The 12,759-nt window shown below is 65.6% G+C and carries 12 protein-coding genes; all 12 read right to left on the reverse strand.

The window, feature by feature from the left end; genetic code table 11:
• A partial coding sequence (locus PSU4_RS29165; protein WP_246115422.1) for a thiamine pyrophosphate-binding protein occupies positions 1-382 on the reverse strand: 382 nt, incomplete at its 3' end.
• A 20-nt stretch (positions 383-402) separates the two neighbouring features.
• Positions 403-1,422 (reverse strand): phosphotransferase family protein, encoded by a 1,020-nt coding sequence (locus tag PSU4_RS29170; protein WP_147115607.1) that lies wholly within the window; start codon positions 1,420-1,422, stop codon positions 403-405.
• Complete coding sequence (locus PSU4_RS29175) at positions 1,400-3,952, reverse strand: pyruvate, phosphate dikinase (RefSeq protein ID WP_147115609.1); 2,553 nt, start codon at positions 3,950-3,952, stop codon at positions 1,400-1,402. The genes PSU4_RS29170 and PSU4_RS29175 overlap by 23 nt, the downstream gene beginning before the upstream one ends.
• Before the next feature lie 30 nt (positions 3,953-3,982).
• Positions 3,983-5,071: an Ldh family oxidoreductase gene (locus PSU4_RS29180; protein WP_147115611.1), complete on the reverse strand. Its 1,089-nt coding sequence runs from the start codon at positions 5,069-5,071 to the stop codon at positions 3,983-3,985.
• A gap of 124 nt (positions 5,072-5,195) precedes the next feature.
• Complete coding sequence (locus PSU4_RS29185; RefSeq protein WP_147115613.1) at positions 5,196-5,393, reverse strand: ferredoxin; 198 nt, start codon at positions 5,391-5,393, stop codon at positions 5,196-5,198.
• Positions 5,390-6,739, reverse strand: coding sequence for an NADH-ubiquinone oxidoreductase-F iron-sulfur binding region domain-containing protein (locus tag PSU4_RS29190; RefSeq protein WP_147115615.1), 1,350 nt, complete (start codon positions 6,737-6,739; stop codon positions 5,390-5,392). The genes PSU4_RS29185 and PSU4_RS29190 overlap by 4 nt, the downstream gene beginning before the upstream one ends.
• A complete protein-coding gene (locus PSU4_RS29195; protein ID WP_186817248.1) occupies positions 6,736-7,101 on the reverse strand; it encodes a Rieske (2Fe-2S) protein in 366 nt (121 codons plus the stop codon). Before PSU4_RS29195 ends, PSU4_RS29190 begins: the two co-directional genes overlap by 4 nt.
• A 70-nt stretch (positions 7,102-7,171) precedes the next feature.
• Complete coding sequence (locus PSU4_RS29200) at positions 7,172-7,981, reverse strand: ferritin-like domain-containing protein (protein WP_147115619.1); 810 nt, start codon at positions 7,979-7,981, stop codon at positions 7,172-7,174.
• 86 nt (positions 7,982-8,067) lie between these two features.
• Positions 8,068-8,682, reverse strand: a complete 615-nt coding sequence (locus PSU4_RS29205; RefSeq protein ID WP_147115621.1) for a hypothetical protein — start codon at positions 8,680-8,682, stop codon at positions 8,068-8,070.
• A 24-nt stretch (positions 8,683-8,706) separates the two neighbouring features.
• Positions 8,707-10,398: a methylmalonyl-CoA mutase family protein gene (locus tag PSU4_RS29210; protein WP_246115421.1), complete on the reverse strand. Its 1,692-nt coding sequence runs from the start codon at positions 10,396-10,398 to the stop codon at positions 8,707-8,709.
• Positions 10,399-10,412: 14 nt separating this feature from the next.
• Positions 10,413-11,372, reverse strand: coding sequence for a methylmalonyl Co-A mutase-associated GTPase MeaB (gene meaB, locus PSU4_RS29215; protein ID WP_147115625.1), 960 nt, complete (start codon positions 11,370-11,372; stop codon positions 10,413-10,415).
• 46 nt (positions 11,373-11,418) lie between these two features.
• Positions 11,419-11,865: a cobalamin B12-binding domain-containing protein gene (locus PSU4_RS29220; RefSeq protein WP_147115627.1), complete on the reverse strand. Its 447-nt coding sequence runs from the start codon at positions 11,863-11,865 to the stop codon at positions 11,419-11,421.
• Positions 11,866-12,759: the final 894 nt, after the last annotated feature.

Consider the following 12,759-nt stretch of genomic DNA (forward strand, 5'->3'; position numbering starts at 1 on the left):
CAGCAGATCGACGCGACCATCTCGGCTTGAGTGTCCTGTATCGCGCCCATGCCGGCCTCGGACGGGGCGTGCGACCACTGACGAAAACTGGGCTTCGGGAGACGTGCGCATTCGCGATCGCGGTCACGGAGTTGGCTGGGCCAGGACCGGCAGTGATCAGCGCGACGGCCAGGTCGCCAGTCAGCTCGGACTCGGCCTGCGCCATGTAAACTGCTGAGGCCTCGTGCCGGACATCGACGATGGTTATGCCCGCCCTGGCGACCTCATCCCAGATCGGCTGGATGTGCCCGCCACACAGGCCGTACACCCGCTTGACACCCTGTGCCACTAAACGAGCAGCGATTAACCCCGCGACAGTGGCGGAGGCTGGCACGCCGCCCATATCCTGGGTGTGGGATCTCCTCACCCGGGCAGGCTGAGCGCTGCGTACTTGTGTAACTGGGCCAGTACATCGTCCCACTCGCTCACCGGCTCGATAAGCAGCCAACGCGAGATGCTGTTGACAAACCTGCGGCGGGTCCGAACAAGATCAAGGATGAGGTCGCCGTCGCATCGGCCGAGCATCATGAGCGCCGTGTAGTTTGCCGCCCACCTAACGAACTCGGGCTCGTCGGCACCGCCGCGCGTCGCGGTGTACCGCTCAACGCAATCGGCTGCCTCGGCTAGCAGGGGGCCGGACTGTGCCGGGTTGGCGACGGCGTGCAGCATGTAGTGCGCAAGAACGACGCCGACGTCGAGCGCCGGGTGCCCCCACTGTGCGCACTCGAAGTCGAGCTTGGTGATCTCCGATCCGTGCACGAGGACGTTCTTGGGTGTGAGGTCAGAGTCCACAAGCACGGAGGCCGCGCAGCGGTTGAGCCAAAACGCCCTGTCGACGATGTCCTCGAGGTCCGGATTCCGCGCGAGAATCGACCTGATGCTCGTCTCCCGCAGCGCGAACCCGGGATTGTGGCTGAGATCGGCGGCCAGCTCGGGCCGCTTCTCCGTCGCATTGTGGAGGTCCGCCAGGTACGCGCCGATCAGCTTGCCCACACCCGGGCGCACGACGCCCTGCTGCAGCTCGTCGTCATAGTTGACGGCGTCGCGCGGGGCGGCGGACATGATTACGGCATGTCGCTCGGCGTCCTCATCGATCACGGTCGGGGTCGGGCAGTCCTCTCCGATCCACTCCTTGAGACCGCGCATGACGCGCGTCTCGACGGCAGCCCGCGCGATGTCTGCAGTGAGTACGGTGCGCTCCGACTTCTCGTACGACTGCTTGACGATCAGGTCGCTGCCGGGGGCCGCTCGGAACAGCCGAAACACGACGTTGATGTAGCCGCCGGTGAGCTTGCGGACCTCGCCCGCTTCACCCTGCTCAAGCAATCCGCGGCCGCGCAGGTACGCGACGAGGCTGCCTTCATTCAGCTTGTCCACGGTCATCCTCCGACGTGCGACCGAACAGCAGCCGGGCAGGAAGCAGCTCGTCGCGATCAACAGCGAAGCGGCGCAGACCGAGGCCGCGGTAGAAGTCCACGACCGGCTCCTCGAGCTGCCAGCCGACGAGGTTCACCCCGAGTTGGGCCCCATCCGCCGGGAGCGGGCCCGCCGCGTCCAGTAGCCTGCGAAGCACTTCGTGCACGTCGCGCCGCGGATCGGCGTCGAGCAGGCCTTCGGCGAGGTAGGTGTCCAGGGTCCCCTCGGCGAGGATCAGCTCGTCGGGATAGTGGTGTACGGCGGCGGTCAACGCCCGGTGATCGAGCCAGACGACATCGGCAATGCGGAGGAGCTCAGGGAGGGCCAGCAGCGCGGCTGGGCTGCGGAGCGCGACTCCGACCCGGACGTGGCTGCCCGCCTCCTCCTGACAGATCGTTCGCAGCGCCCGCACCTCCGCGAGGCCGTTCACACCACCAGCCATGACCGTGACCGGTCCGGCCCCATTGCCTCCGCTGAGCACGTCGCGCACACCACGCACCTGCGCGCGAACGAGTGGCGGGACACCCATCGGTAGCCAGGCACCCGCCGGCGCAAGCACCCGGCCGCTTGGAGCCGTTGTCAGCTCGCCGGTCCGGCCCAGCGCAAGGTCGGCCAAGCGGACCACGATCGGCCGCTCTCCCGCGGCTGCGATTGGATCGGCGAGCGCCCCCGAGATCGCGCCAGACAAGTCGGGCAACATCTCCTTCGTTTCGGGGCCACCGAGGCTATCGAGGAAACCAAGCAAGGTGTCGAACGTGCCGGTGGCCGCGAGAACCTCGTCGATCCGCACGCCAATGCCAGCCGCGCCGTCCATGATCGCGGTGGTCGCCATCGCACCAGTGGCGACGCGCGTGAACAGCTCACACCCGGACAGGTCGTCAGCCCACCCGATGAGTCGCCCGAGCTGCTCACGCACCGCGTCGTCGCTGCGCACCCTTGGCAGCTCGCCGTCAAACACCTCGCCGGACGTCCCGTCGACCGAGACCACATCCCCTTCGGCCAGTGTGCGGTCCCCGAAGGTGACGGTCCGCCCAGCCGTATCTATCGTGACCGCCTCACACCCGACGACGCAGGTGGTGTCCAGCGCTCGAGCAACGACAGCAGCGTGACTGGTGGCGCCACCCCGAGCAGTGACGATCGCGGAGGCGGCCAGCATGCCATGCAGGTCCTGCGGACTGGTCACGGTCCGCAGGAGAACTACCGAATCGCCCGCCGACGCCCGCTGTTCCGCTCGGTCCGGATCGGTAACGATGACCCCGCTCACCTGACCCGGTGCGGCGCCGACGCCGGTGGCGAGCACCCGCCCAGCGCATCGGAACGCCTCGATGTCCTCTGCCCGGAAGCGCGGCCTGCGGATCTGGCGAACCTGGTCGGGCAGCACTCGCTGCACTGCTGTCGCCGGGTCGATCAGCTGCTCGTCGACAAGGTCCACCGCCGCTCGCACGGCAGCTTCCGCGGTGCGCTTCCCCGGACGAACCTGCAGGAGGTAAAGCGTGCCGTCCTCGACGGTGAACTCGATGTCGAGGATGTCCCGGTAGAGCTGTTCGAGCTTGCCCGCGGCCTGTGTGAACGACCTCATCAGCTCTGGGTAGCGCTTGCCGACAACCTTGAGCGACTCCGGGGTGTGGGTGCCGCTGACGATGTCCTCGCCCTGACCGCGCTCAAGGAATTCGCCGAAGAGAGTAGGCTCGCCGGTGCGCGGATCGCGGGTGAATGCAACCCCGGTTCCACACAGTTGACCGTAGTTTCCAAAGACCATCTGCTGTACGACGACCGCGGTACCGAGGTCGTCTGAGATCCCATAGTGTTGCCGATAGCGCACAGCGCGTCGGGAGTTCCACGAATTGAAGACAGCCTCCACCGCGAGCCGCAGCTGTTCCCACGGTTCCTCCGGGAGGGACTCGCCCGACACTTCGCGGATCAGCCCGCCCGCTCGATCGACGAGCCCGGGCAACGCCATGCGATAGTCGTCCGCCGCGACGGCCTCCGAGACGTAGTCGCCGAGCTTCGTCAGGTCCGCCTCGTCGACGTCGAGGACGATCTCGCCGAACATCCGCACGAAGCGGGCAAACGTCTCGCAGGCGAACAATGGGTCGGACGTCGACTCGGCGAGCGCCACGAGCGTTCGCCCGTTGAGGCCCAGATTCAGGATCGTATCCATCATCCCTGGCATGCTGACGGGAGCACCCGAGCGCACCGAAACGAGCAACGGCACACCAGGGCCACCGAAGTCGCGCCCGGCACGCCGCTCAAGCTCGCCGACCGCTGCGCGTACCTCGTCCCACACCGAGTCTGGCAATCCGTCGCGCGCGTAGCGTCGGCACGCCTCCGTAGTGATAACGAACGCCGGTGGGACGGGCAAGCCCGCGCCGGTCATCCGGGCCAATCCCGCGCCCTTGCCGCCCAGCAGGGCCGCGCCCATTCGGCCCGAGTCGTCATGCAGAGCAACGACAAGGGCGGCGTTCGTCTCGGCTGAGACCGTCGCAGCGGTGGCCATGATCTCGTCCTCTCCCTTCGGCCTACCTAGTCAGGGCTGTTGAAGCGTGCTTGACGCCGTGGGCGCACCGACCTCGCCGGCCACCGCGTCGAGCGCTGCGACCGTGGTGGCGGCGAGCGGGATTCCTTCCTTCAGTCGCTGCCGGGTCAGCTCCGCCTCCGGCTCACCAGGCATGTAAATCCGGTCGACGCCCTCGGCCTTCGGCGCTGAGCGCAGCGCCGTGGCCAGACTAGAGGCGCGCCGGGTAAACTCGCCTGGATCTAGGAAAGCGGCGATGTCGATCGCGGCAAGCACGTGCCCGCAACGCCAGCTGTCGTGGTGGTCGGCGCCCTGCACCAGCGCTGGTGACACCTCGAAGCTGAACCGGGCACCTGCTAGGGCGCCGCACAGCAACTCGTTCGCGACGATCAGCGCGGATCCCTTGTGCTGCCCGATCGGCAACAGCGCGCCCTCAAGGGCCGCGTGCGGGTCCGTGGTTGGGTGGCCGTCGGGACCGACGGCCCAATCGCCTGGGATCGACCCACCGCGCTGCGCGGCCAACCGGATCTTTTCCTTGACCCCGGTAAATGCGGTGTCAATGACGATTGGGTCGCCATCGGCCGTCGGGAACGCCCAGGCGACGGGATCGTTTGACAGCACCGGCTTCCGACTTCCCCACACCACTGTGTGCGGCGGGCCGTCCGTGGTCGCGTGTCCGACCATCCCGGACGACAGCGCCTGCATCGCATAGAAGGCGGCGGGGCCAAAATGGTTGCTGTTGCGGACTACGACATAGCCGATCCCATGAGTGTGCGCAAGCTCGACGGCGTGATCCATGCCGAACCGGGCGGAGAGGAAACCCAGACCGTTGTCGGCGTCTACGACAGCCGTCGCCCCCTTTGCACGGGCGATAGCGATCTTCGGCGCGGCATTGAGATGACCGCGCTGGATCCCCCGCACGTAGCGGGGCGCGAACTGTACGCCGTGACTTTCCACGCCGCGCAGGTCGGACGACACCAATACCTCGGCGATCTGAGCCGAGGAGGAGGGTGCTACGCCGACGGCTTCGAACAGTTGCGCGACGGCCCTCTCCAGTGACTCGGCGGTGACCAAGCTCGCCGAGCTCTCAGTGATGGTCACAGTGACTTTCCTTCCCGATATTTCGGTGCTGCGAGCACCCGGCGCACCACGGGGTGCTGCCACTTTGGTTAGGGTGTGCTGCGCGGCAGCCAGCGCTGTCGGTTCGGGTTCGAGCCAATCGGCACTAGTCCGGCACGATCGAGATCGCCATCTCTGGGCATGCCTGGATTGCCTCGCGGACGGTCGGCTCGTCGTCCGGCAGCACCTGGCCGTCGGCCTCCGCGTACGCGTAGCCCCAGTCGTCGATCGCGAAGACGGAGGGGCAAACCTCGTAACAGGTCCCGTTGCCCACACACTTCACGGCGTCCACCTGGACTCTCATTGCGACTCCTCTCGGCTCCGCGTCTCCTCCGGCCGAGCGCCCGAGGTAACCGGCCTGGCTGCAAGGTTCGGGATCACGTCGTCAACCGGGAGCCGGCAGCGGAGACACACCCGCCCGACGTGGTCCGCCACCGTTCCGGGGAACTCCCTGATGAGCGACTCGACGACATTGGCCGCACCGTCGGGAAGCGCACATGCTCCACGGCCCCGTACCAGCCCTGCGAAACGCTGCAGTTGTTCAACGTTCGCCGGATCGGCACGGCCGCCGCGTAGACGCTCCAGCGCGCCTTGGATCGCGGCCGTGCCGCGGACGCAGACCCCACACTGGTGCGCTGACTGTGCGGCGAAGAACTTGCCGATCGTGGCCGCTACGGCGACGACGCAGCGGTGCGTGCCGAGCACGATCACCGCGCCGCACCCGAGCCCGATGCCCTCGGTGCGCAGCGCGTCGTGCTCAATCGGCAGATCAACCGTTCGCGGGCCAGCGATGCCGCCGAAGTAGCCGCCGAAGGCGAACCCGGCGGGAGCACCGCCTCCGCGCACTCCCCCTGCCAGGGCCAGCACTTCCCGCAACCGCGTACCGGTAGCCACCTCCACCAGCCCGGGCCGGATGCAATCCCCGCTGATGGTTAGCAGGAGGGTGCCGGGGGCAGTGTTGCTTCCCGCCCCGCGGAACTGTTTGGCACCGGAACGGACAATAAGTGCGACGTGCGCCAGTGTCTCAGCGTTCTGCACCAAGGTCGGGCTGCCAGCAGCCCCTCGTTCGAAGGGCCGCGGCGGCTTAGTCGTCGGCAACGCAGGACCACCGTCGATCGCTCGCACGACCGACGTCTCCTCACCCGCGACGTAGGTGTGCGGCACCTCCACGACGTTGATTCGTGGGATAGGCCCGAGCGAGGTGTCCGCCCGCAACTCGGCCGCCGCCTCCCGGGCACTCTCCGCAGCGGGCCGGTCAGCGACGTATATCCAGATCGTGTCGGCGCCAATGGCCGACGCGGCGGCCAGCGCGCCCTCCACAACGATGTGCGGCCGGTGCCGCAACAGCCAGCGGTCCTTTGCCGACGCGGGCTCACCCTCCTCGGCGTTCACGACCACGTGCCGCGGTCCGGGCCGTTCCGCAACCGCCTGCCACTTGATTGCTGTCGGGAACGCCGCACCACCGCGTCCACGCAGCCCGGCGACCGAAAGCTCTCGGAGCACCCCTGCCCCCCGAACGGCGTTGCGGTAGCCGCCAGCCGCGCGGTACTCCGCGAAGGACTCCCGGTCGCACCGCTGCTGCAGCAGGCGCTCACCACCGACCGTGATCGCACCGACCAGAGGTGGGTCGGCCAGGGCGGCTCCAGTCACCGAACCGGCCCTCTCCCATAGAGTTCGATCTCGCCGAGGTCCACGCTGACCCAGCCATCGGCGTCCACCTCGGCGTCGAATACTACGAGCGGACCGGTTTTCTCAACGTCGAGCCCTTCCATTGGAAAGGTCAACACCGACCCGGAGCACAAGTCGAACTGCGCCAGATGGTGGGAGCACGTCAACACGTTGTGTCGAACCCGACTCGCGTGCAGACGTGCACCGGTGTGCGGGCAGCGGTTAGCGAACGCGTGCACCTTGTTATCGGTCAGGACGATGCACAGGTCGTAGCCCGGGCCTTTCAGGCGCAGGAGCTTCCGGTCGGACAGCTCTTCGAGACAGGCCACTTTCTCCAACTTCACGCGATCGAGCTCCTTCGCAGGCGGGCGGTCGCGAGCACGTGGCTCGCAACGAATCGCCGGTCGCGGACCCCTAGTGGCCCGCGTCCGCGTGGTCCTGGCCAGCGCCGGCGCCCGCCGCCTCGTCCTTCTCCTCGTGGTAGCGCTTGAACGCCGCATTGACCCGGTGGTGTGCGATCAGCTGCCGGTCGAGGTACTCCACACCTACCCGCTGTAGTTCGGTCGTCGTGGCGTACTCGCCAAGGATGAACTGCCCAATCTGATAATGGATGGTTTCATCCGGCATGATGACCTCGTCGTAGATCTCAAAAAGCGTCGGATCCACGTCGCGAATCTTCTCAAGGAACAGGGGTTGCACGTAGAGGTGATCCCAGCCTTCGATGCCAAAATTCAGCACCGCCGCTCGCGCGATGACCTCTTTACGCTTGTCGAGGAAGAAGTGGTTATCCAGGTTCATGAACAACGAAAACAGTTGGTTCCACTCGGCGAAGTCGGGCGCGTAGTCGTCGTCCCATGTTCCCCCCAACTCCAGGAGGTGGTCACGAACGAGCCGAAAATGTCGACCCTCCTCGTTCATCTGCCGCGCATACCACAGTTTGGCCTCCTGCCACGGGCAGACCTGCAGGCTAAGGTTCGGCGCGTGGATCGCAGCGAGTTCCGCATGCACCTGCCGAGCCAGCGAGTTCTTCAGCAACTCCGGCGTAACGTCGTAGCCCTGATAGTGGCTCTTCTCGTCGTCCGGCTTGCTGTTCCAGAACGCCCAACGCCGCTGCTCCATGAGGTCTAGGTAGTCCTTACCCGGCTCCGGCTGCTCCAGCGTGTACAGCTCATCTCCGGGCAGTCCGCTAAGAATTCTCTTAATCGGCGGAGTGTCGTCGGTCATAACTCTTTTCCTCTCATGCGCGAACCGGTGTGTGGCAACCAAGCTATGACTGGTCCCTCGTTAACCAGGCAACTCCTTTAAGTCATTCACGTCCTACCGAGGAGCAGACGGATATCCACAACCATTTCAGACCAGATTCTGCCGACTGAATCGACGCACACATCGCTAATGTACCGGCGGTCCGAGTCGACCAGATCCATGGCCGCTTCAAGGCGCTCCGGATAGTGGGCGAACCGCTCAACCCGCCTAGTTAGCTGCTCGAGCAGATCCTCAACTTTCCCAATGATACCGTCAATCCTAGATATGATCTTGTCTTCGCAACCTGGATCGGAGTGGCCGTTCGGCACCCGGTTCGGGCCGGCCGATGCGTGGCGCCATTCCTCCATGGCCGCCAGCATGAGATCGTCCACCTGTTCGAACCGCTCGTACCATCGTTCCATCTCCGGCCGGCCGCGCAATTCCGCCCAGTTCGCGGCATTGAATTGCCGCACAGCCTCAACTCCGAGAATCTCCGGAACCACCCGTCCGTCGTCCACGACGACGTGGCCAGCCTCGAGAAGGAGATCAAGAATCTCGGCAGTGGTGGCGTCATCGAATCCCAGTGCGCCCGGCAGGACGTCGAGCGCGATCGACTTCTTGAGTACGATTGTATTCAGCGTCCGAAACATGTCCGAGCTGAGTTGTTGTGCGCCCGTCGACACTGATCGCGCTCCTCCCGCAGCCGGTCAGAAGACCGGCGTCTCCACATATCGCCCAAAGACATTCTGCAGAGCGCCGACGATCTCGCCCATTGTCGCTCCCGCCTCGACCGCCTCGACCGTGAGCGGCATGAGATTGATCCGTTCATCCAGGGCAGCTTGCCCAAGCTCGCTCAATACTTTTTCCACGCGGTCGGAGTCGCGCCGCTCCTTGGCGAGGCACAACTGCTCGATCTTACGTCTTGCCGAGTCGGGGTTGGCCTTGTGGACCTCGATTTTCTGCTCCTCGCCGGCGTCGATGTTCCTGTTGACGCCGACGACAACTCGCTCTCCGCTGGCTTTCCGCAGCGCCTGGTCGTAGGCGAAGTCTGCGATCTCTCGCTGCATAAAGTTCTGCTCGATCGCAGCGATCGTCCCGCCCATCCGGTCGATCCGGTCCAAGTATTCCCAGATCCCTTTTTCGATCTGGTCTGTCATAGCCTCGACCGCGTATGAGCCGCCCAGTGGATCGACGGTGTTCGTCACCGATGTCTCCTCCGAGATAATCTGTTGAGTGCGCAACGCCAGCTTCATCGCGAACTCGGACGGAATCGTGTACGCTTCGTCAAGTCCGTTGGTGTGCAGCGACTGTGCGCCGCCCAGCACAGCAGAGAGCGCCTGTAGGGCGGTACGGACGATGTTGTTATAGGGCTGCGGTTTCGTGAGCGTCGCGGCTGCGGTCTGGCAGTGGAACCGCAGGCGCATTGACTCGGGCTTCTTGGCGCCGAAGTGATCTCGCATCATCGTCGCGTAGGCGCGGCGCACCGCGCGAAATTTTGCCACCTCCTCGAGGAAGTCGGCCTGCGCAACGAAGAAGAACGACAGCCGTGGCGCGAAGTCGTCGATGTCCACTCCGGAGGAAACCACCTCCTCGACATAAGCTTTGGTGATCGCCATCGTGAAGGCGACCTCTTGGACTGCGCTCGAGCCTGCTTCCGAGATGTGATAGCCGGAGATGTTGATCGGGTTGTAACGCGCCATGGTGCGAGAGCAGTACTCGATCGAGTCGCGCACTATTCGCAAGCTCGGCCGAATCGGGAAGATCCACTCCTTCTGCGCGACATATTCCTTGAGGATGTCGTTCTGAACAGTCCCCGATAGCTTGTTGAGGTCGTACCCGCGTCGCTTGGCGACTGCTATGTACATCGCCAGCAGAATCCATGCTGTTGGGTTGATCGTCATCGAGACGCTGATCTGCTCTAGGTCGATCCCGGCGAACAACGCGTCCATGTCGTCGAGGACGTCGACTGCCACTCCCTCCCTGCCCACCTCACCCACGCTCATGGGGTGGTCGGAGTCGTAGCCCATCAACGTCGGCATGTCGAAGTCGACCGAGATTCCGGTCTGACCCTGCGCAATAAGGTACTGAAAGCGGTCGTTGGTCTCGGCAGGTGTACCAAAGCCAGCGATTTGACGCATTGTCCAGGGCCGCCCCCGGTACATGGTCGGATATGGCCCCCTCGTGAACGGGAAGCGTCCGGGGAGGCCGATCCGGTCGAACGGCTCGTCCGCGACGTCGGCGGGCGTGTATACACGCTTAACGTCATGGCGAGAGCCGCTGAGGAAGCGTTCGCTGCGCTCGGGCTGGCGGGCGAGGAACGCTGCGACCTCGTTCTGCTCCCAGTCGGCGATCTCCAGCTCGATGCGGGCGCGTACAGCGCTGTCGTCCTTGTCGTTCACGGTGGGCTCGCTTCTCATGTCGTTACCCGTACGAGGGCGGTTGCGGCGCTGAACGGGTCGAGGGTGCGGTGATAGACCTCGTCGAGGATCTGCGCAGCCCGGTCGCCCAGCCCACTGTCTGTGAGGCGCTCGGCTACGAGGTTCTGAGCGATCGCGCTGACCCGTGCCGATGCCATTGCACGCTCGCGCTGCTCGAGCCCATCCCCAGCGGCGAGAAAGGCGTAGTGCTCATGCAGCGCCGCGGCCAGAGCGTCAATGCCGCGTCCTTCGGTAGCGACGGTGCCGAGCACAGGAGCGCGCCACTCACCCGGCGGAGTCGGCGGCCCGAGCCGGAGCATTCCCGTCAGGTCGCGGATGATGCGGTTCGCGCCGTCACGGTCGGCCTTATTGACTACATGGATGTCGGCGATCTCGAGCACACCGGCCTTGATTGTCTGGATCTCGTCGCCGGTACCCGGGATGCTCACAACGAGGGTTGTGTGGGCCGTGCGCACGATGTCGACCTCGGCCTGCCCTACCCCGACGGTCTCGACCAGTACGAGCTCCATGCCCGCTGCATCCAGGACGGTAATCGCATCCGTCGTCGCCCTCGCGAGTCCACCGAGCGCACCTCTGGTCGCCATCGAGCGGATATAGACGCCGCCATCGCCGCTGTGGTCGCTCATTCGGATCCGGTCGCCGAGCAGCGCTCCACCGCTGAACGGGCTCGACGGGTCGACCGCCAGAATCCCGACCAGCTTGCCATCCCGCCGCAGGCTCGCCGCCAACGCCGAGACGAGGCTGCTCTTGCCCGACCCAGGAGCTCCGGTGACTCCGACGACATGCGCTCGTCCCGCCGAGCCGTAAAGTTCAGCAAGCTCCAGGTCCACCCCCGGCGCGCCGAGTTCGATCCGGCTGATCATCCGCGCGATGGATCGCTGCTGCCCCGTGCGCACGCCCGCCACTAACCGGCTCGAGCTATATGCATCTGTCATCGGACAGACTCCTGGGCCCGACAGCACGATCGCTGATCCATCGGCCTCAGCGCCCCGTCGGTTGAGCCTGCCGCCGCGCTGCGACGACCTCTCGGACAGTGGACACGATCTGTTCAGGCGGAGTGTCTTGACCGAGGATCGCCGCCACACCCATCGCGTGTAGTTCCTCGGCGTCCTCATCAGGCATGACTCCACCGCCGACAAGACAGATGTCGTCCGCGGCCCCGGCTTCGGCAAGCAGTCGGATGACCTCCGGAAACACGGTCATGTGCGCGCCGGAGAGCAGGCTGACGCCAAGCACGTGCACGTCCTCCTGGACGGCAGCCTCGACCACCTCCGCAGGTGTCCGGTGCAGGCCCGTGTAGATGACCTCCATCCCGGCGTCGCGGAGCGTTCGCGCGACGATCTTGACGCCCCGATCGTGGCCGTCAAGGCCCACCTTGGCGACCAACACGCGAATCGGCGAGAGATCACCCGACGCCGAACTAGTCATGGCACCTCCTTCCAAGCTACCGCCCCAACCGAGCCGTTCGACGGTGGGTGCGGCGAGCACCGAACTTGTCGGGCGCCCAGCGAAGAATGACTGGGGGCCTTTCAACGCGCTTACAACTGGCCTGAGTCAGTCCGGGGCTGATGAAGGTGGTCGGCCCAGTGTTTTCTGGGGTCGGGTAGCTGGAATTCTGGTCATGTGGCCCTTGGGGGTTCGTGGGGCTGCCGTGGGTATACGCCGGAGTTCTGGTGCAAGGTGCTCGACCTCATCGAGGCGGGGTGCGCGGTGTCGACCGGGAGCCGGATCTCGCGATCAGCAGCGCGGTCGATCTACACCTGGCGACTCCAGGACCGTATCGAGAAGGGCCCGCAGCCGGGTCTGACCAGCGGCGAGAAGTCCGAACTCGAAGCGGCGAACCGACGGATCACGGAGATGCGAGACCGAACTGGTGATCCATCGCCGGCCTCGGAGCCTCCTTGGGAAGTGGTGCCTCCCAAAAAGGACGGTGCGAAGTGATCGCGGTGATGGGCTGACGAGGGCCCGCCGGTGCCGTGGCCACCCGCGGCCCGGGTAGCCGAGTCCGGCTACTACGCCGCTCACGCCTGGCTTCCCGACCGGGTCCGCGACGTGCACTCGGGTCGAACGGCACCTACGAGGCCCGGCGGGTGCACGCGCGGCTAGTCCTCGGACGCGGTATCGCGGTCGGGCACCACACGGTCGTGATGCGGATGGCCCGCAGTGCCATCCGCGGCGTTACCGGGCGCCCCCGGTGGAGCCGGCTGCGCCCAGATCTGATCGCGAAGGACCTGTGAACCGGGGCTTCGCCCAGGAAGTGGCCCGAACCAGTGGTGAGTCACCGATATCACCGACACCCGATGTGGGACGGCGAAGCAGTAC

Source organism: Pseudonocardia sulfidoxydans NBRC 16205, assembly GCF_007989085.1.
Taxonomy (GTDB): Bacteria; Actinomycetota; Actinomycetes; order Mycobacteriales; family Pseudonocardiaceae; genus Pseudonocardia; species Pseudonocardia sulfidoxydans.

Excerpts from the sequence above, each read along its gene's own strand:
- PSU4_RS29175 (WP_147115609.1), bottom strand. The coding sequence starts at position 3,952 with ATGGCCACCGCTGCGACGGTCTCAGCCGAGACGAACGCCGCCCTTGTC.
- PSU4_RS29220 (WP_147115627.1), bottom strand. The coding sequence starts at position 11,865 with ATGACTAGTTCGGCGTCGGGTGATCTCTCGCCGATTCGCGTGTTGGTC.
- PSU4_RS29185 (WP_147115613.1), bottom strand. The coding sequence starts at position 5,393 with ATGAGAGTCCAGGTGGACGCCGTGAAGTGTGTGGGCAACGGGACCTGT.
- PSU4_RS29170 (WP_147115607.1), bottom strand. The coding sequence starts at position 1,422 with ATGACCGTGGACAAGCTGAATGAAGGCAGCCTCGTCGCGTACCTGCGC.
- meaB (WP_147115625.1), bottom strand. The coding sequence starts at position 11,372 with ATGACAGATGCATATAGCTCGAGCCGGTTAGTGGCGGGCGTGCGCACG.
- PSU4_RS29200 (WP_147115619.1), bottom strand. The coding sequence starts at position 7,981 with ATGACCGACGACACTCCGCCGATTAAGAGAATTCTTAGCGGACTGCCC.